This is a genomic window from Hominiventricola aquisgranensis (assembly GCF_040096225.1).
GTDB classification, from domain to species: Bacteria; Bacillota; Clostridia; order Lachnospirales; family Lachnospiraceae; genus Hominiventricola; species Hominiventricola aquisgranensis.
Genome location: NZ_JBBMFC010000008.1, coordinates 98,022 through 120,584, shown reverse-complemented (window position 1 = coordinate 120,584; position 22,563 = coordinate 98,022). Strand labels below are relative to the sequence as shown.

Genomic DNA, 22,563 nt, shown 5'->3' with positions numbered 1-22,563 from the left:
TTACAAAATTGCATAATGAACGCAAATGTAAGTATGTACCGAAGGCTATTTCGGGAATTAACGACTGTGGAGTGTACCAGAACTTGTGAGTAGTGAGTTACTTGTAACCACAAAAGCATACATGGTGAAGCAGTAAGAAGAATCCGTGAGGACTTCAATTTCTCGATGTGATTGAGTATGTTCAAACACATTTTGAGTGGCAGAAGTGGGAAAACTATGCCGTTAGTGACATTGATCATTCCTGTATATAATGCAGAACGGTATCTGCGTCGTTGTCTGGACAGTGTGGCTGCGCAGACATTTACAGATATGGAAGTTTTGCTGATGAATGACGGAAGTACAGATGGAAGTCTGGCTATCTGCAAGGAATATGAGGAGAGGGATCTCAGATTCCATACCATAGATAAGGAAAATTCCGGCGTGTCCAATACCCGGAATATTGCCATGAAGCTGGCGAGAGGCATGTATTTACAGTTTCTGGACAGTGACGACTGGATCACACCGGACGCAACAGAAAGTCTGGTACGTGCGGCAGTGGAGGATGACTGTGATCTGGTGATCGCGGATTTTTACCGGGTAAATGGCAAGCACTACGTGGAGAAAAAGCACATTAAAAAGAAAGATGTGATGAGCAGAGAAGAATTTGCCATGGAGATGGCAGATGATCCTGCGGATTACTATTATGGTGTGATGTGGAACAAGCTGTATCGGCGTTCCATTATAGAGGAACATGAACTCAGGTGTGACGCATCCATGAACTGGTGTGAAGATTTTCTGTTTAATCTGCAATTTATCCGTCATGGACAGAGATTCCGGGCCTTACAGAAGCCAATCTATTATTACATGAAACGAAAAGGCAGCCTGGTGGCAACAGAATCTGTATCTGTGGATGCGGTGAAGCTCAAGTTTGAATTGCTGGAAAAATATAAGGATCTCTATCAGAGTATGGGACTTTATGAAGAACATAAGCTGAAGATCAATTCTTATATTCTGGCTGTGGCAAAAGATGGAGTTGCAGGCCGTATGTATCCACGGAGCAAAAAGCTGTCACCAGACGATGTGATCAAGGAAGCCGATGCACTGGGATATCAACATGTGGAGCATACCTTTGAACCTGTCTTTGATGAGCATTCGAAGGTGTTGATCCTGGGCTCCTTTCCATCTGTGAAGTCCCGGGAAGAGGGATTTTATTATGGACACCCGCAGAATCGGTTCTGGCGTCTGCTGGCGAGACTGACAGATGAAGAGATCCCGGAAACAATAGAAGAGAAGAAGACGTTGTTGCTGAAACATCAGATCGCTATCTGGGATGTGGTACACAGCTGTGATATTGTAGGATCCAGCGACAGCAGTATTAAAAATGTAGTGCCCTGTGAACTGGAAAAGGTACTGTCGTCCAGTCCGATCCGGCAGATCTATGCAAACGGAGGAAAGGCATGGCAGCTGTATCACAGATATTGTGAAAAAGAAACAGGCAGAGAAGCTGTGAAATTGCCTTCTACAAGTCCTGCCAATGCGATCTTTACGCTGGATCGTCTGACAGCAGTCTGGGGAGAAGAATTATTTGGCAAACAAAACACGAAGTAAAATAGTCAGCAGTGCTGGCATATTATAGGAGGAAAAGCAGATGACTTATGATGAAGTATTGAAATCCGCAAGAGGAAATATGGGTCCTTACTGTAAAGTCTGTCCGGTCTGTAATGGGGTAGCATGTAAAAATCAGATGCCGGGACCAGGAGCCAAAGGTGTAGGAGATAATGCAGTTCGTAATTATCAGAAATGGCAGGAGATCCGTGTGAACATGGATACCATTCATGAGAATAAGCCGATCGATACTTCTGTTGAGCTCTTTGGACGGACATTCAAGTATCCGTTTTTTGCAGGTCCGGTAGGAGCAATGACACTGCATTACGGAGAGAAATATGACGATCTGGCTTACAACAATCTTCTGGTGGATGCCTGTGCAAAAGGCGGGATTGCCGCATTTACCGGTGATGGAACCAATGCGAAAGTAATGGAAGGAGCCACCGCAGCGATCAAAGCAGCTGGTGGTTTGGGCATCCCAACAGTCAAGCCATGGAATCTGGAGACAATCCGGGAGAAAATGGAGCTGGTAAAAGCATCCGGTTCTTTTGCAGTTGCTATGGATATTGACGGAGCAGGACTTCCGTTTTTGAAGAATCTGACACCTCCGGCGGGCAGCAAGACGGTAGATGAGCTTCGGGAAGTGGCAGAGATGGCAGGTGTGCCGTTCATCATCAAGGGTATCATGACCCGCAGAGGAGCACTGAAGGCAAAAGATGCAGGGGCAGCGGCAATCGTCGTATCCAATCATGGAGGACGTGTACTGGATCAATGCCCGGCAACAGCAGAGGTGCTGGAAGATATCGTGGAGGCAGTTGGCGGACGGATGAAGATCCTGGTAGACGGCGGACTCAGAAGTGGTGTGGATGTATTTAAAGCACTGGCTATGGGAGCTGATGGTGTGCTGCTTGGCCGTCCGTTCGTGACAGCTGTCTATGGAGGTGCGGCAGAAGGCGTACAGTGTTATATTGATAAGATCGGTGGAGAACTGGAAGATACTATGAGAATGTGCGGAGCCAATACGATCAGTGACATTAGCAGAGATATGATCTTCCGGGCATAACCATATAGCAAATGTTATATTAGAATCAGTCTGGAGGTATGTGTTTGAAAAAACTGAAACTGCTTGAGAAATTTTCACCTTTTAATTTTCTGATGCTTTTGATAGCTGGCGTGATCAATGCGATCGGCGTGACCTTATTCATTGCACCTGTCCAGTTATATGACAGTGGTATCTCTGGAACTTCGATCCTTCTGGGGCAGCTGACGCCGGAATGGCTGTCGCTATCCTTTTTCCTGATCGTATTAAATATTCCGCTTCTGCTGTTTGGATTAAAGAGGCAGGGAGTCGTGTTCTCAGTGTATGCTATTTTCACAGTCTGCATTTATTCTTTATCAGCATGGATGATCACGGATGTTCTGCCCATTGATGTGAGTATCGCTTCTCCACTGGCAGGAACGGACCTGTTTTTGTGCGCGTTGTTTGGCGGGCTTATATCTGGTATCGGCAGCGGCCTGGCGATCCGATATGGCGGAGCCATGGATGGAATTGAAGTGGTTGCAGTGGTGTTTGCCAAAAAACTGGGTATCTCGGTCGGAACATTTGTATTGATCTACAATGTATTGCTGTACATAATCTGTGGAATAGTCAGGGGAAGCTGGATCCTGCCGCTGTACTCGATCGTGACCTATGCGGCGGGCTCGAAGACCGTTGATTTTATTGTGGATGGACTGGACAGTGCCAAGGCAGCCATGATCATCACGACCAGACCCAATCAGATCTGTCAGGCAGTTTCAGAGGAATTTGGAACAGGATTGACGATTCTGGATGCTCATGGATATTATTCCAATACATCCAAAACAGTTCTCTATGTAGTTGTCAACCGATTTCAGATCGTTCGGCTGAAAACCATTGTCAAGGGAATGGATCCTTGTGCTTATATGGCCATCAGCCCTGTGGCAGATCTTCTTCATGGAAGCAAAGAAGAGTAAGATCTACAAAGAAAGGGTGACGTACAAACATGGTATCTATCTGTAAATACAGATCGCCGCTTGGTGATCTTCTGCTGGCTGCGGATGAGGAAGGACTTACCGGTCTGTGGTTTGTAGGACAGAAATATTATGCAAATGGACTTCCAGATGAGAGCATATGGCAGGAGACGAAGATTCTCACAGAGACAAGGAGATGGCTGGATATATATTTCTCCGGCGAAGAACCGAAATTCACACCACCTCTTCATCCGGTGGGAACAGCTTTCAGACAGGCTGTGTGGAAGATACTTCTGCAGATTCCATACGGACAGACGGTAACATATGGTGAAATCGCACAGCAGCTTGCCGCAGAACAGGGGATTTCCACGATGTCTGCACAGGCTGTCGGAGGAGCGGTTGGACACAACAAAATATCGATTATCATTCCCTGTCATCGAGTTATTGGTGCAGATGGAAGTCTGACTGGATACGCTGGAGGAATCCACAAGAAGATCGCACTGCTTAAGCTGGAAGGTACAGATAAATATGAATCCCTCTGTTCAACGAATATAGGATAAAAAATGCTGTGCAACAGCCATGATCGGCCATTGCGCAGCATTATTTGTTGAGAATTTAGTGATGGAACAGGCGGATTCCGGTGAATGCCATAGCCATATGATATTTATCGCAGCATTCGATCACCAGATCATCTCTGACGCTTCCACCAGGCTGTGCGATATATTTGACACCGCTCTTATGCGCACGTTCAATGTTATCAGCAAACGGGAAGAATGCATCAGAACCGAGCGTTACATCGGTCAGCTGATCCAGCCATGCCCGTTTTTCTTCGCGGGTGAATACGTCTGGTTTTACTTTGAAGATCTTTTCCCATGCACCGTCAGCCAGCACATCCATATACTCTTCACCGATATAGACATCAATGGCATTGTCACGCTCCGCTCTGCCGATGGTATCAAGGAACTGCAGCCCAAGAACCTTTGGAGACTGGCGAAGGAACCAGTTGTCTGCCTTTTGTCCTGCCAGACGGGTACAGTGTACGCGGGACTGCTGCCCGGCACCGATTCCGATGGCCTGCCCATTTTTGACATAGCAGACGGAGTTGGACTGTGTATATTTCAGGACGATCAAAGCTACTTTCATATCGATCAAAGCCTGCTCTGGAACTTCCTTATTCTGAGTTACAATATTGGAAAGAAGTTCATCGTCAATATTCAGTTCATTGCGGCCCTGTTCAAAGGTGACTCCATAGACCTGCTTTTTCTCGATCGGAGCCGGTACGTAATCCGGATTGATCTGAATGACATTATAATTTCCTTTTTTCTTCTGCTTCAGAAGTTCCAATGCCTCTTCGGTATATCCGGGTGCGATCACACCATCGGATACCTCTCTTTTGATCAGGCGTGCAGTATCCAGGTCACACACATCAGATAATGCGATAAAATCTCCGAAAGAGGACATACGGTCAGCACCTCTGGCTCTTGCATAAGCACATGCCAGCGGAGAAAGACCTCCCATGTCTTCTACCCAATAGATCTTTGCCAGAGTATCTGTCAGCGGAAGACCGACTGCTGCACCAGCAGGAGAGACATGCTTGAAGGAAGTAGCTGCCGGAAGTCCGGTGGCTTTTTTTAATTCTTTAACCAGCTGCCAGCCGTTGAAAGCATCCAGAAAGTTGATGTAGCCGGGTCTGCCAGACAGAACAGTGACAGGCAGATCACTTCCGTCCTCCATATAGATACGGGATGGTTTCTGATTGGGGTTGCAGCCATATTTTAACTGAAGTTCATTCATGCTAAGAGTCCTCCTGTTATTTATTTTTATTTACAATTTTTGTTTTATAAGTTCCATTTTCCAGATTGATGTAGCGGACAAAGAGAGAGACTTTATTATCCTCATTCAAGTTGTTCCACAGAAGATCGGTAAATGCATCCATATCATCACAGACAGATACCAGCTTAGGTTCACCTTCAAAGCTTGGAAGCGGATCGCCATCATGCATATAGGTATGGATAAAATGTCCCTGACCAGCTTTTGGGTTCTCGTAAGCGAAGGTGTAACGATGGCAGGAATCCGGGTCACCGTCATTGCTCTTTAAAATAGACATGGCATAATTAAAATGAGTTCCTTCAACATGGAGGATACCGGAGATTCTTGGTGTGTAGTTCGGTCCATCCGGCTCGAATTTACGGGAGCGCAGGGACTGCTCAAAGGTCATCTGATGATCCATACCGTCATAGATGGTGTCGGTCTGGTCGCCATTGGTAACGATGGTTTTGTTGCCAAGTACGCGGACGGGTGCGTAGATGATAAGGCTTGGATCAGACAGCTTGGAAGGATCAAATGCCTGGGTGCGGATGCCTTCACCGTCTTCTACAAAGACACGGTTACGGCTGTTGACACTGCGGCCCATAATGAAATAAGCAGCGACTGCATGTGTTCCATCCGGAGTGAGTCCGAGAACGATTCCGCGGCCCGGATATGCATTGGATGAAAGTTCCTGTTCCAGAGATAAAAGTTTCATAAGTACCTCCTGTAAATAAAAATGGTAAATAAATATAAGAAGACCGCCTGAGTGCATGACGATCCTGCATGCGCCCAGGCGGTCGGCTGTTTAATGTAATGCTGCACTTCCTGTAGGTCGCCCTACCACAGACAGAAGTCTGCTTTCCGCCAGTCGTGCAGTTCTTAAAATCTATATTAGCGGAAAACCTTCTGCTTGGCAAGTGGAAAAATTGCCAAAATTACAAAGCCTGTACAAAACGTAAGAAGGCAGCATGACCTTCTTCCGTCCATTTGTAGACGCCTGCATCCTCCAGTACTTGTACAAAGACCTTGCCGATCTCCTGTTCCAGGATCTGATCGATGGTCTCTTCTGTGATGGAAGTATAGTGCGGCAGGAATTCAGCCACCCATTCTGCATGTTTAGCCAGATCTTCATTCTTGGCAATATCTTTGCCTGTGAGGATATATTCCTTGAGAAGAGCCATTTCCTGTTTCAGACGGGCAGGCAGAACAGCAAGCCCCATAACCTCGATCAGTCCAATGTTTTCTTTTTTGATATGATGAAGCTTCGCATGAGGATGGTAAACACCCAGTGGATGTTCCTCAGTTGTGATATTGTTGCGAAGTGTCAGATCCAGCTCATAGGTGTCATCGACTTTTCGTGCAATAGGAGTGATCGTGTTGTGAGGTTCTCCGTCTGTGTATGCATAGATAAAGGCGTCTTCATCGGTATAGTCACGCCATACTTTCAGGATGTGCTCCGCCAGATCGATCAGTCGTTTTTCATCCTTGTGACGGATACGTAAGACGGACAGCGGCCATTTTACAATACCGGATTCTACATCTTCATAGCCTGGAATCGTCACTGGAATGGCAATCGGTGCTTTTGCCATAGCGAAGGTGTAGTGTCCTCCCTGAAAATGATCATGACTTAAGATGGATCCACCTACGATCGGAAGGTCTGCATTGGAACCCAGAAAATAATGGGGGAACTGTTTCACAAAATCGAACAGCTTGATAAATGCGGCGCGGTCGATCTTCATAGGGACATGCTGACCGTTGAATACGATACAGTGTTCATTATAGTATACGTATGGAGAGTACTGGAAGCCCCATTTGCTGTCATTGATGGTGATGGGGATGATCCGGTGGTTTTCTCTGGCCGGATGATTGAGCCGTCCGGCATAGCCTTCATTTTCCATGCAAAGCTGACATTTGGGATAAGCACTTGCTTTTGCATTTCTGGCAGCGGCAATGGCTTTGGGATCCTTCTCCGGCTTGGACAGATTGATGGTAATGTCGATCTCTCCATAATCACTGGAGATCTTCCATTTCTGATCCTTACATACCCGGTAACGGCGGATGTAGTCGCTGTTCTGAGAGAATTTGTAAAAGAAAGCAGTAGCTGCTTCCGGAGATATCTCGTATTGTTTCCAGAAGTCTGCCTGGACCTGAGCAGGGCGTGGGAGCAGACAGTTCATCAACCGGGTGTCAAAAAGATCCCGGTAAGCGATGCTGTCAGGGATCAATTCCCGTCTGACTGCTTCATCCAGCAGCTCTTTCAGAATCTCTTCCAGAGAAAGGGATGGAATCTGTGATGGTTCTTCATAATCATCTTCATGAAAAATGTCCAGAAGAAGGTTGGTTGTGTAGATTTTTTCGCAGGCAGGGGTAAGACCGGTTTCCATACCGTAGTTTACCAGTGCTGCGATTGATTCGGATAATGTCATAGTAGATTACTCCTTTATACAGTCATGGAAAAGGGCTGTCAGCACGACAGCCCTCAATAATTATCAGTCAAGAGAGCGTGCACCGTCTCCAATATCCACTACATAAAACTCTGCAGTGTGACCGGTCTTTTCCTTGTAAGCATCGCCAACAGATTTGATAAACTGGTCGATGGAATCAGTTTTTACAATGCTGACAGTACAGCCGCCAAATCCGCCGCCGGTGATACGGGAACCATAGACACCCGGAACTGCCCATGCAAGCTCAGCCAGAATATCGGTCTCCTTGCAGGAAGTCTCATAATCGTCACGCAGAGATACGTGTGATTCGTTGATCAGTTTTCCGAAAGTTACGATGTCATTATTTTTCAGAGCCTCCACTGCGTGGATGGTACGCTGGTTCTCATATACGGCATGTTTTGCACGTTTCCGGCAGACAGGATCTTTGATGGCATCTTTGTGAGCCTCGAATTCAGCTTCTGTCAGATCGCCAAGTGTCTTGATATCTACAACAGTCTGCAGATCCTTCAGAGCAGTTTCACTTTCTCTCCGGCGGTCATTGTAAGCGGAAGATACCAGACTGTGTTTTACCTTGCTGTTGGTGATCACGATTCTTGCATCTGGCAGTTTTACCGGTGCATATTCATAGTTCAAGGTGTTGGTATCCAGGAAGATCGCACAATCCTTTTTACCCATGGCAGAAGCAAACTGATCCATGATTCCGCAGTTCATACCATTGAAGTTGTTTTCAGAATACTGACCGATCAGTGCGAGATCGATCATAGAAATGTCAAATCCAAAGGTGTCACGCAGCATCAGTCCGGTCAGCACTTCCAGGGAAGCAGAAGAGGACAGTCCGCTGCCGGCCGGGATATCACCGTAGATCAGAATGTCAGCACCTGCAGTCAGATGATAGCCCCGCTTTTCAAAGGTCCACATTACTCCCTTTGGATAATTGGTCCAGCCGGCTGCTTCGTTTGGAACCAGATCATCGAGGGAGGTGGTGATGATGCCGTTATTTGTAAAGTTCAAAGAATAAAAACGAATCGTGCGGTCCTCTCGTTTGCGGATCACACCATAGGTTCCGATGGTCAGTGCACAGGGAAATACGTGTCCTCCATTATAATCGGTATGTTCGCCGATCAGGTTGACACGACCTGGCGCAAAATAAAGCTTTGGCTCACCGTCATTTCCGAAGAGCTCTGTAAATTTTTCTTTTAATTGTGCGAGTGTAAATTCCATAAAACCTTCCCCTTTCTGACGGATGTCCGTTGACATCTTGTATAATATCAATATAATGAGAATCAGGAGATATTTCAACAAGTATATTTGTTAAAAAATAAAAGGATATTGAGATTTTATGCGGTTACAGATCGATCAGAAGCAAAAAGAAGTAAAAGCACATGGAACATATGGATTTCCGGTGCTGGTCAGTCCGGAGCGTCTGTCCTGGTTTGATACGGGAGAGTTCCCATGGCACTGGCATCCGGAGATCGAGCTGACATTGATTCTGGAGGGTGAGATTCTTTATCAGGTCAATGACAACAGCTGTCTGTTAAAGGCAGGAGAGGGCTTGTTCTGTAATACCAATGTTCTGCATGCAGGACGTCATGGAAACTCAGCAGACTGTAGTTATCTGTCAGTCACTTTCCATCCACGACTTCTGTATGGGTACAACAATAGTCTGATGCAGAACAGATATATGGAAGGAATACTGAGAGATCCCGAACTGGCATCCATTCATTTTAAACCTGAAGTTGACTGGCAGAAGAAGGTGCTGGAACAGATCCGTAAGATTCAGAGATTATCTGCAGACAAAGCAGAAGCTTCGGAACTGAAGATACAGATTGCATTGATGGAGATCTGGCTTCTGATCTATGAACATGTGGAGCCAGGAGCAGAGGAACAGTCTGGATATGACAGGGATACGGAGCGGATCCGGTGTATTATGGTGTATATTCAGGAACATTATGCAGAAAAGATCACGCTGGAAGAATTGGCGGAACAGATTCATCTGTGCCGCAGCGAAAGCTGCCGTCTGTTCAAACGATATATGAATGCATCGATTTTTGACTATTTGCTGGATTATCGTGTAGAGAGAAGTCTTCCGCTTCTGCGGGATGACAGGCTGGATGTGACGCAGATCGCAGGAATGACTGGATTTTCTAATCCAGCGTATTTTGCAAAAATATTCCGAAGAAAGATGGGATGCACTCCGTTTCAGTATCGGAGAAAACAAAGAGAAGAGAATTTTTGACATAGAAAAAGCTTCCGAAACAGGAAAAACTGTATCGGAAGCTTCTTTCATGACATGTTACAGATGGATTACAGTGTCTTCAGGTCTACTTTATTGGTAGCATCGCCGGCACCATCTACGGTGTAGTATGCAGCCTGCTCAGCAGCGTTGATATAGATCTTTATATCAGTAGCTTCAGCACCGCTTGCTTTCACTGCTTTTTTTACAGCAGCTTCCACATTAGCAACAGAAACACTTAAACCATTCAGCTCTACACAGGTAGATACCTTACAAGCCGGTTTTCTGGTAGTCTTTTTAGCAGTTGTCTTAGCAGCAGCTTTTTCTTCAACTACTTTCTTCTCTTCAGCTTTTACTTCTTTTGCTTCTGCAGCTTTCACTTCGGTAGTTTTCGGTTCTGCAGTTTTTGCAACAGCAGCTTTAGCGGTAGTGACAGCTCTTTTTGGTCTTGCCATTTTTTCAATTCCTCCTCGATAAATAAACACGATGCTATGTATCAGTTCAAGTCTCGATTATTCATGCCGTTTTTTATTATAGGCAGAAAATTCCTATTTGTCAAACAAAATGCTTGACACCCATTTTGGGCTATGCTACATTATATAAGGCTCTTTTCGCATCAAATAAATATGAGCGAAAAATAATCACGCAGACGGATCCGGAGAGTGGTGCCAGAGATGGTTCTTTCTGGAGTGAAAGTCTGACGGAAGAAAACAACCAATGGAGGAAGAAAAAATGAGCGTAATTTCAATGAAACAGTTACTGGAAGCCGGCGTACACTTCGGTCATCAGACCAGAAGATGGAACCCTAAGATGGCAGAGTACATCTACACCGAGAGAAACGGTATCTACATCATCGACCTGCAGAAATCTGTAGGAAAAGTTGATGAGGCTTACAAAGCAGTTGCAGATATCGCTGCTGAAGGTGGAAAGATCCTGTTCGTAGGAACCAAGAAGCAGGCACAGGACGCAATCGCTACCGAGGCTGAGCGTTGCGGTATGTTCTATGTAAATGAGAGATGGCTGGGCGGTATGCTCACCAACTTCAAGACCATCCAGGGAAGAATTGCAAGACTGAAAGCAATCGAGACCATGCAGGAGGATGGAACTTTTGACGTGCTGCCGAAGAAAGAGGTTATCGCACTGAAGAAAGAGATGGAGAAACTGCAGAAGAACCTTGGCGGTATCAAAGAGATGCATGATATCCCGGATGCAATCTTCGTAGTTGACCCGAAGAAAGAGAAAATCTGTGTACAGGAAGCACATACTCTGGGTATTCCGCTGATCGGTATCTGCGATACCAACTGTGATCCGGAAGAGCTTGACTATGTGATCCCGGGTAACGACGATGCAATCCGTGCTGTAAAACTGATCGTTTCCAAGATGGCAGACGCTGTGATCGAGGCAAACCAGGGCGAGGCTGAGGAGTATGCTGAGGACGCTGAGGAGCAGCCGGTAGAGGAGTAATCACAACACCAAACAGGAGGAATCAATCATGGCTATTACAGCAGCAATGGTAAAAGAGTTAAGAGAGATGACTGGTGCAGGTATGATGGACTGCAAGAAAGCACTGGCAGCTACCGAAGGTAATATGGAAGCAGCAGTAGATTTCCTGCGTGAAAAAGGTCTGGCAACCGCACAGAAAAAAGCAAGCCGTATTGCAGCAGAGGGTATCGTAGCTACCGCTCTGTCTGAGGACGGAAAGAAAGCAGTTGCAGTAGAAGTAAATGCTGAGACTGACTTCGTAGCAAAGAATGAGAAATTCCGTACTTATGTAGCAGATGTTGCTGCACAGGCACTGAACACCACCGCAGCTGATATCGATGCATTCATGGCTGAGCCGTGGGCACTGGATACCACCAAGACTGTAAAAGAGGCTCTTGCAGCACAGATCGCAGTAATCGGTGAGAACATGAACATTCGTCGTTTCAAACAGGTTGAGGAGCAGAACGGATTCGTATCTTCTTACATCCATGCAGAAGGTAAGATCGGTGTTCTCGTTGACATTGAGACCGATGTAGTAAACGATGAGATCAAAGAGATGGCTAAGAACATCGCTATGCAGATCACCGCTATGAAACCGGTATACACCAACGACAGCGAAGTTGATGAAGAGTACAAAGCTCATGAGCTTGAGATCATCAAAACTCAGATCGAGAATGATCCGAAGATGGCTGGAAAGCCGGAGAAAGTAATCAGTGGCGCAGTTATGGGTCGTCTGAACAAACAGCTCAAAGAGATCTGCTTGCTTGACCAGGTATATGTAAAAGCAGAAGATGGAAAACAGAGCGTAGCTGCATACGTTGCACAGGTTGCAAAAGCTAACAATGCCAAAGTTGCTGTTAAAGGCTTTGTTCGTTTCGAGACCGGTGAAGGTATGGAGAAGAAAAACGAAGATTTCGCTGCTGAGGTTGCTGCACAGATGGCAGCTGCTAAATAAGCAGAATATTGAAATTATGAAGTCCCTTGTCGGCAGCGATGCTGGCAGGGGATTTTTTTATGGACTTTAGCCTGTTGAGTGCATCGGAGTTTCTCCCAACGGAGAAATGGATATGTGGGAAACAATAAACCACCTGCTATGCGGGTGGTGCAACAAATTTGTTATATAAAAAAATCACCTTTCCGCTAAAATAGAGTTGTTCAGGCTACTATTTAACAAAAGGAGGAGAAGAAAGTTGCTTGTTTTCTCCATTGATTGAGCCTGTACTGTACATAACAAATCAATGTAGATCTTGCAAAGGACCCTGGAGGGCGGCAAATCGGATGAAAGATGCTGAATGCCGCCTTCCTTCTTGTGTGAAAAGGAGAGAAAATATGGAATGGTTGGATGTAGTAGATGATCAGGGGAATCCTACAGGAGAGACAGTAGAGCGAACGAAAGCCCATCAGAAGGGAATCAGGCATAGGACTGCCCATGTATGGTTGATGAGGGAGCATCAGGGGAAAGTAGAAATTCTGCTTCAGAAGCGCAGTGCAGGAAAGGATTCTCATCCGGGGTGTTATGATATTTCCAGCGCAGGTCATATTCCGGCAGGAGTGGATTGGCTGTCTTCTGCCCGACGGGAGCTGCTGGAAGAACTGGGACTGAAAGCAGAGGAAAAAGAATTCGTGTATTGCGGTCAGAGAAAAATTTATTGGAAAGATAATTTTTATGGGAAACTGTTTGTAGATAATCAGATCAGCAATGTATATTGTCTATGGAGAGATGTGGAACCGGAGCAACTGAAACTTCAGCCGGAGGAAGTGGAAGAGGTTTGCTGGATGAGCTTGGATGATTGTCGGGAAGCAGTATGCAAAGGAAGCATCCCCAACTGCATCTCAATGGAAGAGTTGGAAATGCTTCCGCGGACCTTCAAATATTAGAACTGAATTACCTCTTTGATTTCATCCTGTGCATTTACCACAGCGTTGTGGAAAGCCTGGTCAGATTCATCGAAGGTAAAACGGTGGGTTACAATCTGTTTTACGTCGATGGCTCCGCTGGAAATGGCTGCAATAGCGGAAGGATACAGATTTCGATAGCGGAATACGGATTTGATGGTAACTTCTTTCATCATGATCTGATTGAAGTTATAATTCGCCATACTCTCGGCAGCCATGCCTACCAAGCAGATGGTTCCGCCGGGCTTTACATAAAAAGGAGTCTGCTGGATGGTTGGGATAGCGCCTGCTGTTTCAAATACGATATCGGCACCCAATGGGCCAAAGATTTCCCGAACTCGGTCTACTACATTTTCTTCTTTGGCATTGATTACCTCTGTAGCTCCCAGTTTCTTTGCCATATCTAGACGTTTCTGGAACAGATCTACAACTACCAGTTTGGAGGCACCTCTGGCTTTGGCAGAGAGCATAGTTACTAATCCTATACAACCACTGCCCAAAATCAGGACACTATTGCCCAGTGTAACATTGGCTTGGGAAGCAGCATGCATTCCAACAGCCAATGGCTCTACCAGTGCACCTTCTTCTGTACTGACATTTTCAGGAAGTTTAAAACACATGTCTGCCGGATGAACTACATATTCTTGCAGAGCACCCTGTACCGGAGGTGCAGCAAAAAATTGCACATCAGGACAGAGATTATAACGACCAGTCTTGCAGAATTCACATTTCCCGCAGGTATAGCCAGGCTCCAATGCCACTCGGTCACCTACCTGTAGACCTGTAACACCTTCTCCCAGAGCAGTAATGGTACCTGCCACTTCGTGGCCTAAAATAAAATCCTTTGGAGCAGGGGTATCGCCTACTTTTCCCTCCTTGTAGAAATGAACATCGGAACCGCATACACCGCAGTATTCCATTTTAACCAGAACCTGTCCTTGGGATGGAACAGGAATCTCTCGGTCGTCACGCACAACAATTTTCATTTTTTCTGTGAGATAAGCTGCTTTCATAGGTTACTCCTTTCTTGATTTACAAATATAATTTATAAAATAGTTTTATATAATATATTTGTATATTATTGCAGAACAGACAAAAAGTCAATACTATTTTTGGGATTTATAATTAAATTTGCTGGGGTTATTGCCAAAAAAGTAATTGTGTTATATGATGATTTTGCAAAAAATATTAGAGAAAGGATTTATTCTTTTTATGACAGAGATAAATTTGCAGTCAATCAAGCAAGTGAACAGAAATCGGGTATTCCGTCTGATTGCTGCGCGACAAAGAATTTCCAAGCAGGAGATTGCAGCGGAATTGAAGCTTAGTTTGCCCACAACAACCCAGAATCTGAATTCTTTGAAAGATGAGGGATTGATAGAAGAGAATGGAACTTTCTCTTCTGGAATAGGACGGAAGGCCAGGGCTGTATCTATTGTGGCAGATTTTCGAGTAGCTGTAGGATTGGATATTACGCCTCACCATATTTCGTTAGTATTGGTTGATTTGAATGGTTCCATGATGGATCATGTACGTGAAAAATTTGAAATTGCAGATTCGGAGCTTTGTTATGGACAGCTGGCGGAGAAGGTTCGGAACTTAATTGATAAAAATAAAATACGCCCAGAACAGATATTGGGCATGGGAATTACGATTCCAGGAATCATTGCTTTTGACAAGAAAACTATAACCAGTGCAGAGACTTTGCCGGTACCTTCGAATTTCTGTCAGATTCTTCAAGAATATTTTGATTTTCCGTGTTTGCTATTTAATGATGCCAGCTGTGCCGGAGTGGCGGAATTCTGGAAAAATGATTATGAAAATCAGACCATTGCCTATCTGCTCTTAAGTAATACGGTAGGTGGTGCTATTTTAGTTAACGGGAAGCCCTTTGAAGGAATGGGCAACCGCAGTGCAGAGTTTGGTCATATTACTTTGGTGCCCGGAGGGGCGGAGTGTTCCTGTGGGAAACGAGGGTGTGCAGAGGCTTACTGTTCTGCCTTGTGTCTTTCCCGGAAGACGGATAATGATCTTGCGGTTTTTTTTAGGGAAATGAATAGGGGAAAAGAGGAATATCGAAAGCTTTTGGAGGAATATCTGGATTATCTTGCCATTTTGTTGAATGATATTAATATGTGCTTGGACTGCCCGGTGGTCCTGGGCGGGTATATGGGGCCCTATCTTAAGCCGTATATTCCTAGACTGAGCCAGTTGGTGGTAGAACGTAGCACTTTTCCTACAGATGGCTCTTACATAAAACCTTGTACCTGTGAATTTGAGGCGGCTGCTATGGGCGGAGCTTTGTATCATATTGAACAATTTATAAAAAACGTCTGAGGACGGCATAAGAGATATCGCTGTATTCTGCTGGGGATGAATGCTTGAAAGGCAGGTTTTTATCTCCAACAGTTTTATGGTGTCTCTTTTTTTATGACTAATTATATAAAAAATATTTATAAAATATTTTTACAAAAACTATTGACAATATGCAGAAATATTTTATAATAAAAGCATCTATTAAGTGCAATAAACACAATAATTTTATGGATAAGCCAAAGAAATTATGAGATATGCACAAGAAAAAAGTATCAAAATAAAAAAATATTTTACAAAAGGAAAGGAGGAGTTATGGAAGAGAACATTAAGATGGAGTTACGGCATGTGTCGAAATCTTTTCCGGGTGTTAAAGCTTTGGATGATGTGAGCTTTCAGTTGAAAAAAGGAAGTGTTCACGTTCTGTGCGGCGAAAATGGAGCGGGTAAATCTACTCTGATGAAGATTTTGTACGGCCTGTATCATCCAGATGAAGGTGAGATCGTCATCGACGGAAAACCAGTAAGCATCAGTTCTCCTATGGACGCTCGGAAAAATAAAATTTCTATGGTGTTTCAGGAACTTTCTTATGTTCCGGATATGACTCTGGAGGAAAACTTGTATTTGGGACGCTGGTGCAAAAAAAGTCCCGTACAAATGGATTGGAAGCGCATTCGCCGGGAAACTGTGGAATTGCTGAAAAGTGAGGGGCTTTCTTATGCGCCGGATACTTTGCTGCGGGATATGACTGTTTCGAATATTCAGATGCTGGAAATCCTGAAAGCTATTTCATTCAATGCAGAAATTCTGATTATGGATGAACCTACCTCATCCATATCTAATCAGGATGTGGAATTTTTGATTGGGAAAATCAATGAGCTTAGAGATCGAGGCATGAGTATTATTTATATTTCCCACAAGATGGATGAAATTTTCCGCATTGCTGATGAGATTACCGTACTCCGAGATGGAAAGACTATCAAGACTCTCCACAAAGATGAGACAAATGTAGATGAAATCATTGAGTTGATGGTAGGAAGAAAACTGGAGAATCAATATCCGAAAGAAGAAATTTCCATAGGAGAGGAACTTCTGAAAGTGGAAAATCTCACAAAGGCAGGAGTTTTTGAGAATATTAATTTTTCTATAAAAGCCGGTGAGATCGTAGGTTTTGCCGGACTGGTTGGGGCAGGAAGAACCGAGGTCATGAGTGCTATTTTTGGAATGGATTCTTATGATTCCGGAAAAATTTCTCTGAAAGGGAAGCCTTTGGAGTGCCGGAAAAATATCCGTAAGGTCATTGACAGTGGAATTACCATGGTTACTGAAGATCGAAGGCGGTATGGAATTATTCCTATTCGAAGTGTTTTGGAAAATGCATCACTGGCTAACTTGAAGAAATATTTCAGTGGCGGTCGTGGACACAAAAAGCAGGAAATCACAGAAGTATCGGAAGTGTTTGGAAAAGTAAGAGTAAAGACACCGTCTCTGGAAACTCCCATTGTTAATTTGTCCGGTGGTAATCAGCAGAAAGTAATTCTGGCTAAGTGGATGCTTTGCGAGAATGCTCAGGTGGTAATTATGGATGAACCCACCAGAGGAATTGATGTGGGGGCTAAAAAAGAAATTTATGAGCTGATGAATGTACTGGCAGCCAGTGGTAAAGGAATTGTTATGATTTCCTCAGAATTGCCAGAACTTATCGGTATGTGTGACAGAATCTACATAATGAAAGAAGGCAAAATTTCCGGTTGCCTGGATGAGCAGGAACTGTTTACCCAGGAGCGGATTATGGGCTTTGCAGTATCATAGCTAGGGGAGTATTAAATGGAAAAAAAGAAGTCGGTGGATATTTCAAAATATCTGTCAAAGTACAGTTTATTTATTATTCTGATTGTCATGATGATTATTTGCGGATTTGCAAATGAAAATTTTCTGACACCAAGTAACTTGATGAATGTGGCAAAACAACAGACAGTTAATATTCTGTTGGCTTTGGGAGCTATGCTTCTGATATCCGCTGGATGTCTGGATTTGGCAGCTGGATCTAATCTGGCTTTGGCCAGTGTTATTGCACTTTACGCTTATAAGGCAGTACCCAGCGTATTGGTGACATTTCTGGTAGCCATCGGAGTTGCTATTGTCTGTAATATGGTCAGCGGTGCTATGGTAACAGCCTTTAATACACCGCCTTTTATTGCCACACTGTCTGTTCAGCTGATGGCCAGAGGTATGGCTCTTTATATTACTCAGGGACAGAATCAGTCCGGCCTGGGAGAAGATCTGGCAGCAGTGGGTCAGGAGAGTACTTTTGGTATTCCCAACAGCGTTTATATTGTAGTGGTCTTCATATTGATTGTAGTTTATATTACCAAGCAGACAAAACTGGGACGTTCTGTTTTTGCTGTGGGCGGCAATGAAGAAGCAGCTAATGCTTCTGGAATTAATGTAAAAGCAATAAAGATGAAGGTGTATGCGCTGAATGGTATCCTTACCGGTGTAGCAGCTACCATCTGGATGTCCCGAGTAAATAGTGCCATGCCTAATGGTGGTCTTAACTATGAGTTTGATGCAATGATTGCCACTATTGTAGGTGGAACCAGTTTTTCTGGTGGTGTGGGATCTGCAGTGGGAACTGTAGTAGGTGCCTTTATTGTAGGATTTTTGAATAATATTATGAATCTGATGGGAATCGATTCTTATTTGCAGCAGGTGGTTCGAGGTATTATCATCGGCGGAGCGGTTATCTGGGATCTGTATTTCAAGAACCGCAGAGGCAGAAAATCAAAGTAAAAAGCGGTAGGCACAGCCGTGGGGCAAACCCCGGGAAATGCCCTGAATAACTGTGTTAATTATTATATCAAATTAATTTATTAAGGAGGACAGTATGAAAAAAGGATGGAAAAAGACAATTAGTGCGGTGTTGTGTGCAGGTATGGTGTTGTCTATGGCTGCCTGTGGAAGTAAGAATGATTCTACAGCCAAGGAAGATGGAGGAGCTTCCGGTGATGCAGAATATAAGGTATTGTATGTAAGCCGTAACCAGGCAGATACTTTCGCAGCTCGCCTTTCTTCTGACTTTCAGAAATACTGGGAGAGCACCTATAAAGATAAGTTTTCTTTTGATATTCAGGATGCTCAGGCGGACAGTGATAAAGAGAATCAGATTATTGAGCAGGCTATTACTGCGGGTTATGATGCAATTATTGTACAGCCCAATGATAGCGATTCCCAGACACCTTATGTAAAGCAGGGTGTAGAGGCTGGTGTAAAGATGCTGACCACAAACGCAGGAATCCGTGATATTGAAGGCGCTTCCTGGATTGATGCCGATCCCTATGAGCAGGGTAAAGTTATTGCTGAGTTGGCTGTTGAGAAGGTTCCTCAGAATGCTAAGGTGGCCATCATGTCCTGTAACCCTGGAAATCTGCATACAGAGAGCAGACTTCAGGCTTACAAGGATATCTTTGTGGAGCAGAGACCTGATGTGGAAGTGGTAGCAGAGAAGATCTGTGCTCAGAGTGATCAGGCCACTTTCATGCAGACCATGGAAGACTGGGTTCAGGCTTATGGTAAGATAGATGCAGTGCTGACCATCGGTGATGACCTGGCTAAAGCCTGTTATGAGGTAGTAAAAGATGATCCTACCTTTGCAGATACTCAGTATTATGCTGTTGATGCAAATCCCGATGCTCTTCTGCGTATTAAGGCTGGACAGCAGACTGCTACTGTTATGCAGGATACTCAGGAATTGGCTCAGAAAAATCTGGATGCCGCATATCAGCTGCTTACCGGTGAGAAGGATGTGGTAGAGGAGACTATCGAGACAATCCTGATCACTGAGGAAAATGTTGATATGTATATTGAAAAATATATTGAGATCGGTATCATCACTCAGGAAGAGTATGATGCAGTAAAATAAACCAGATCAGGAAGAAGAACCGCCCAAGTGGCGCTGCAGAAGGTTTGTGCAAGAAATTTTCTGCAGGGACCCTGGGCGGTCTCTTTTTGTCTGAATAAGAAACTAACTAAAATGAAAGCATTTGAAAAACATTTAAAATAGGTAGATAATATGGTGTAGTAACTGTAACGAGAACGGACGATAAAGTGAGGTTTTTATGGGAGAAAAGTATGTTATTGGGTTGGATTACGGTACACTTTCCTGCCGGGCGGCACTGGTTGTATGTGGTACCGGGGAAATTCTGGCAGATACGGTACAGCCATATAAACATCAGGTGATGGATCAGACGCTGCCGGATGGAAAGACTAAACTTTCCAGGAATTGGGCACTTCAGCATCCGCAGGACTATCTGGATGCCATGGAGATCACAATAAAGAGTGTACTGGAGCAAACGGGTATCTGCGGGGAATGTGTGATTGGCATCGGCATTGATTTTACCTCCTGCACCATGCTGCCAATAGATAAGGAGGGAACTCCTTTCTGTATGAAACCGGGGTACGAGAGTCGTCCCCATGCTTATGTAAAACTCTGGAAACACCACGCGGCCCAGTATGAGGCAGATAAAATCAATGAGATCCTTTCCCGGGGACAGTATCGGGAAAAGTATAAGATTGATGAGAAGGTATCCTCAGAACTGCTGTTGCCTAAAGCCATGCAAATTCTGGACGAGGATCCCCAGCTATACGCGGAGGCGGATCAGTTGCTGGAGGCCGGGGACTGGCTCACCAGAACTTTGACCGGCTCTGGTAAACGCAGTGCTTCCACTGCTGGCTATAAAGCCTGGTGGGAGGAAGGACGAGGATATCCGGAAAAGGGATTTTATGAAGCTTTTGATTCCAGACTGCAAAATTTCGTAGAGGAGAAGCTGAAGGGAGAGATTTGTCCGGTAGACCAGGCTGTTGGATATCTGACAGAAGATTGGGCTTTGCGTTTGGGTCTTTGCTCCGGTATTGCAGTGGCACCTGCCATTATTGACTCCCATGCGGGAGTACCGGGAAGCGGTGTATTGGAAAAAGGACAGATGATGCTGGTGGTAGGTACTTCCAGCGTGGCGTTGGCCCTTAGCGATAAGTCATATTATGGAAAGGGAATCGTGGGAACGGTGAAAAATGCCATTATTCCCGGTTATTATGCACTGGAGTCTGGAATTGCTGCAGTGGGAGATTCTCTTGAGTGGTTTGTAACTAATTGTGTGCCGGAATCTTATTATCGCCAGGCAGAGAAAGAAGGGAAAAATATTCATACCTATCTTTCTCAGAAGGCAGCAGAATTAAACCCTTGTGAAAGTCCGGTGATGGCTTTGGAATGGCTGGGAGGAAATAAGACTCCTTACGTGGATGGAAGTTTGATGGGGGGATTTTACGGAATAACCTTACAGACGAAACCGGAAGAACTTTACCGGGCGCTCATTGAGGCCACGGCCTTTGGAACTCGCAGAATTGTGGAAAGTATGGAGGAGTCCGGAACCAAAGTGCAGGAAGTGATTACCAGTGGAGGAATTTCTAAGAAAAATCCTTTCTTTATGCAGATTTATGCAGATGTACTTGGTTTGAAGCTGCGGGTGGCTGAAAATATGCAGACGGCAGCTCTGGGATCAGCCATTTATGCGGCGGTGGCAGCAGGAAAAGAAAAGGGCGGATACGGTACTATTGCGGAGGCGGTTCGAGCCATGACACGGGTGGAGGAACCCAGATATTATCCGGTAAAAGAAAACCAGGAGACATACAGTCGCCTGTATAAGAAATATAAGGAAATGGCAGCGTTCTTCTCCCGGTGGAGAGCATAGGAAGGAAGAAGACCAAGGGAAAAGAAACAGTATCTTACGACTTTGAAAACACAGAATTCATATCGAAGGATTCCATTTATCGGAGATGTTGAAGAAGCGTTGAAAGTTCAGCGGGAGAAACAGAAAAAATTAAAAAAAGATTTAAAAGATCGTTACCGCTCTACTGGAGAACTTGAGGATGTAGTTTTCTGTACCACTATGGGATCACCAATCAGCAGATATGTTGCTGAGAAGGAAATCAATAAAGTGGTGGATGCAATCAATTATGAAGAATCTGTCAATGCTGTGTTTGAAAACAGAAATCCGATAGAGTTTGAAAAAGTTCATTCTCATGCATTGAGACATACGTTCTGTAGTCGATGCTTTGAAAAAGGAATTACCCCAAAGGTTGTTCAGCAGCTTATGGGACATGCTCATTACTCCACAACAATAGATATATACACCCATGTATCAGAAGAGATGATGGGAAATGAATTGGAGAAATTCAAAGTAGCAATGAGTTCCTGATGGGCAATTGCTTGCGAAGAGAAGATTTCGTAAGCCTTCGTAAAATAAATCTTACGAAAATCACTGAAACCTTTACGAAAATAAAGACAAGACGAGTATCAATAGTAGAAAATCAGTAAAAAAGATGTGTGAAAAAAAGCTTCGTAAAATAAAAATGGAATGAAGCAAAACTACTTGAGAAAAATAAGAAGATAACCAATAAATAAGCTACTTTTGAGGGTTGAGCTAAATAAACTCAGGTTCAAGAAGTAGCAAAACAGATGGCAGCTGCTAAATAAGCAGAATATTGAAATTATGAAGTCCCTTGTCGGCAGCGATGCTGGCAGGGGATTTTTTGTAATCTGTAATGAGATGGCTGGCCAGTTCTTGCACCTCACATGAATTGTCCAATGATAAAAAAACACGGAGTTAATGGAGGGCAGTTGTGAAAGACTGGATTAATTGGTGTTTTGGCAATGTTTCACAAAAATTATGAACAAATTGTAAACACCAGTGACATTTTCAAAAATTCTATGTAAGATATATTCATATCATGATCTGATCATTCGATAAAAATTCC

20 protein-coding genes, 1 pseudogene and 1 riboswitch are annotated in these 22,563 nt (G+C 44.3%); of the genes and pseudogenes, 15 read left to right on the top strand and 6 right to left on the bottom strand.

Going from position 1 to position 22,563, the window contains the following annotated elements; genetic code table 11:
- Nucleotides 1-177 precede the first annotated feature (177 nt).
- From WMO62_RS06335 to WMO62_RS06315, 5 genes and pseudogenes are all read left to right on the top strand, one after another.
- Nucleotides 178-717: pseudogene (locus tag WMO62_RS06335) on the top strand (glycosyltransferase family 2 protein); the annotation flags it as partial.
- A 363-nt stretch (nucleotides 718-1,080) separates the two neighbouring features.
- On the top strand, nucleotides 1,081-1,587 hold the full coding sequence (locus WMO62_RS06330; RefSeq protein WP_349144176.1) for a DNA-deoxyinosine glycosylase: 507 nt from the start codon (nucleotides 1,081-1,083) through the stop codon (nucleotides 1,585-1,587).
- A 40-nt stretch (nucleotides 1,588-1,627) separates the two neighbouring features.
- Nucleotides 1,628-2,647, top strand: coding sequence for an alpha-hydroxy-acid oxidizing protein (locus WMO62_RS06325; RefSeq protein ID WP_349144173.1), 1,020 nt, complete (start codon nucleotides 1,628-1,630; stop codon nucleotides 2,645-2,647).
- Nucleotides 2,648-2,691: 44 nt separating this feature from the next.
- Entirely contained in the window at nucleotides 2,692-3,576 is an 885-nt protein-coding gene (locus tag WMO62_RS06320; protein ID WP_349144172.1) for a YitT family protein, read from the top strand.
- Nucleotides 3,577-3,605: 29 nt separating this feature from the next.
- Nucleotides 3,606-4,133 carry a methylated-DNA--[protein]-cysteine S-methyltransferase gene (locus WMO62_RS06315; RefSeq protein WP_349144171.1) on the top strand — a complete coding sequence of 176 codons (528 nt, stop codon included), beginning with the start codon at nucleotides 3,606-3,608 and terminating at the stop codon, nucleotides 4,131-4,133.
- 55 nt (nucleotides 4,134-4,188) lie between these two features.
- Here the strand turns inward: WMO62_RS06315 and WMO62_RS06310 are convergent, their stop codons facing one another.
- The 4 genes from WMO62_RS06310 to WMO62_RS06295 form a co-directional block, all read right to left on the bottom strand.
- The gene (locus tag WMO62_RS06310) at nucleotides 4,189-5,367 is read right to left on the bottom strand and encodes a phosphoribosylaminoimidazolecarboxamide formyltransferase (RefSeq protein ID WP_349144170.1); all 1,179 of its coding nucleotides are present in this window, start codon (nucleotides 5,365-5,367) and stop codon (nucleotides 4,189-4,191) included.
- Between the two features lie 16 nt (nucleotides 5,368-5,383).
- Nucleotides 5,384-6,097, bottom strand: coding sequence for an IMP cyclohydrolase (locus WMO62_RS06305; protein ID WP_349144169.1), 714 nt, complete (start codon nucleotides 6,095-6,097; stop codon nucleotides 5,384-5,386).
- A 65-nt stretch (nucleotides 6,098-6,162) separates the two neighbouring features.
- Nucleotides 6,163-6,264, bottom strand: a riboswitch (ZMP/ZTP riboswitch).
- 53 nt (nucleotides 6,265-6,317) lie between these two features.
- On the bottom strand, nucleotides 6,318-7,808 hold the full coding sequence (gene galT, locus WMO62_RS06300) for a UDP-glucose--hexose-1-phosphate uridylyltransferase (RefSeq protein WP_349144168.1): 1,491 nt from the start codon (nucleotides 7,806-7,808) through the stop codon (nucleotides 6,318-6,320).
- 63 nt (nucleotides 7,809-7,871) lie between these two features.
- Entirely contained in the window at nucleotides 7,872-9,047 is a 1,176-nt protein-coding gene (locus tag WMO62_RS06295; protein ID WP_349144167.1) for a galactokinase, read from the bottom strand.
- A 118-nt stretch (nucleotides 9,048-9,165) separates the two neighbouring features.
- On the opposite strand from WMO62_RS06295, the gene WMO62_RS06290 reads away from it, so the two are divergent.
- Nucleotides 9,166-10,062, top strand: coding sequence for a helix-turn-helix domain-containing protein (locus WMO62_RS06290; RefSeq protein ID WP_349144166.1), 897 nt, complete (start codon nucleotides 9,166-9,168; stop codon nucleotides 10,060-10,062).
- Nucleotides 10,063-10,130: 68 nt separating this feature from the next.
- Here the strand turns inward: WMO62_RS06290 and WMO62_RS06285 are convergent, their stop codons facing one another.
- Nucleotides 10,131-10,514, bottom strand: coding sequence for a DUF6465 family protein (locus WMO62_RS06285; protein ID WP_349144165.1), 384 nt, complete (start codon nucleotides 10,512-10,514; stop codon nucleotides 10,131-10,133).
- 277 nt (nucleotides 10,515-10,791) lie between these two features.
- On the opposite strand from WMO62_RS06285, the gene rpsB reads away from it, so the two are divergent.
- From rpsB to WMO62_RS06270, 3 genes are all read left to right on the top strand, one after another.
- Entirely contained in the window at nucleotides 10,792-11,523 is a 732-nt protein-coding gene (gene rpsB, locus WMO62_RS06280; RefSeq protein WP_117498279.1) for a 30S ribosomal protein S2, read from the top strand.
- Nucleotides 11,524-11,551: 28 nt separating this feature from the next.
- Nucleotides 11,552-12,496 (top strand): translation elongation factor Ts, encoded by a 945-nt coding sequence (gene tsf, locus WMO62_RS06275; protein WP_349144164.1) that lies wholly within the window; start codon nucleotides 11,552-11,554, stop codon nucleotides 12,494-12,496.
- Between the two features lie 374 nt (nucleotides 12,497-12,870).
- A complete protein-coding gene (locus WMO62_RS06270; protein ID WP_349144163.1) occupies nucleotides 12,871-13,419 on the top strand; it encodes an NUDIX hydrolase in 549 nt (182 codons plus the stop codon).
- Here WMO62_RS06270 and WMO62_RS06265 read toward each other — a convergent pair.
- Nucleotides 13,416-14,450: an NAD(P)-dependent alcohol dehydrogenase gene (locus WMO62_RS06265; protein ID WP_349144162.1), complete on the bottom strand. Its 1,035-nt coding sequence runs from the start codon at nucleotides 14,448-14,450 to the stop codon at nucleotides 13,416-13,418. The genes WMO62_RS06270 and WMO62_RS06265 overlap by 4 nt on opposite strands.
- Before the next feature lie 199 nt (nucleotides 14,451-14,649).
- On the opposite strand from WMO62_RS06265, the gene WMO62_RS06260 reads away from it, so the two are divergent.
- The 6 genes from WMO62_RS06260 to WMO62_RS06235 all read left to right on the top strand — a co-directional run bounded on the left by WMO62_RS06260 (nucleotide 14,650) and on the right by WMO62_RS06235 (nucleotide 22,004).
- On the top strand, nucleotides 14,650-15,774 hold the full coding sequence (locus WMO62_RS06260; RefSeq protein ID WP_349144161.1) for an ROK family transcriptional regulator: 1,125 nt from the start codon (nucleotides 14,650-14,652) through the stop codon (nucleotides 15,772-15,774).
- A gap of 291 nt (nucleotides 15,775-16,065) precedes the next feature.
- Nucleotides 16,066-17,562, top strand: a complete 1,497-nt coding sequence (locus tag WMO62_RS06255) for a sugar ABC transporter ATP-binding protein (protein ID WP_349144160.1) — start codon at nucleotides 16,066-16,068, stop codon at nucleotides 17,560-17,562.
- Between the two features lie 15 nt (nucleotides 17,563-17,577).
- A complete protein-coding gene (locus WMO62_RS06250) occupies nucleotides 17,578-18,543 on the top strand; it encodes an ABC transporter permease (RefSeq protein WP_349144159.1) in 966 nt (321 codons plus the stop codon).
- Between the two features lie 94 nt (nucleotides 18,544-18,637).
- Nucleotides 18,638-19,672, top strand: a complete 1,035-nt coding sequence (locus WMO62_RS06245) for a sugar ABC transporter substrate-binding protein (RefSeq protein WP_349144158.1) — start codon at nucleotides 18,638-18,640, stop codon at nucleotides 19,670-19,672.
- A 196-nt stretch (nucleotides 19,673-19,868) separates the two neighbouring features.
- Complete coding sequence (locus tag WMO62_RS06240) at nucleotides 19,869-21,497, top strand: ribulokinase (protein WP_349144157.1); 1,629 nt, start codon at nucleotides 19,869-19,871, stop codon at nucleotides 21,495-21,497.
- Between the two features lie 42 nt (nucleotides 21,498-21,539).
- Nucleotides 21,540-22,004 (top strand): tyrosine-type recombinase/integrase, encoded by a 465-nt coding sequence (locus tag WMO62_RS06235; protein WP_349144156.1) that lies wholly within the window; start codon nucleotides 21,540-21,542, stop codon nucleotides 22,002-22,004.
- The last annotated feature ends 559 nt before the right edge of the window (nucleotides 22,005-22,563 follow it).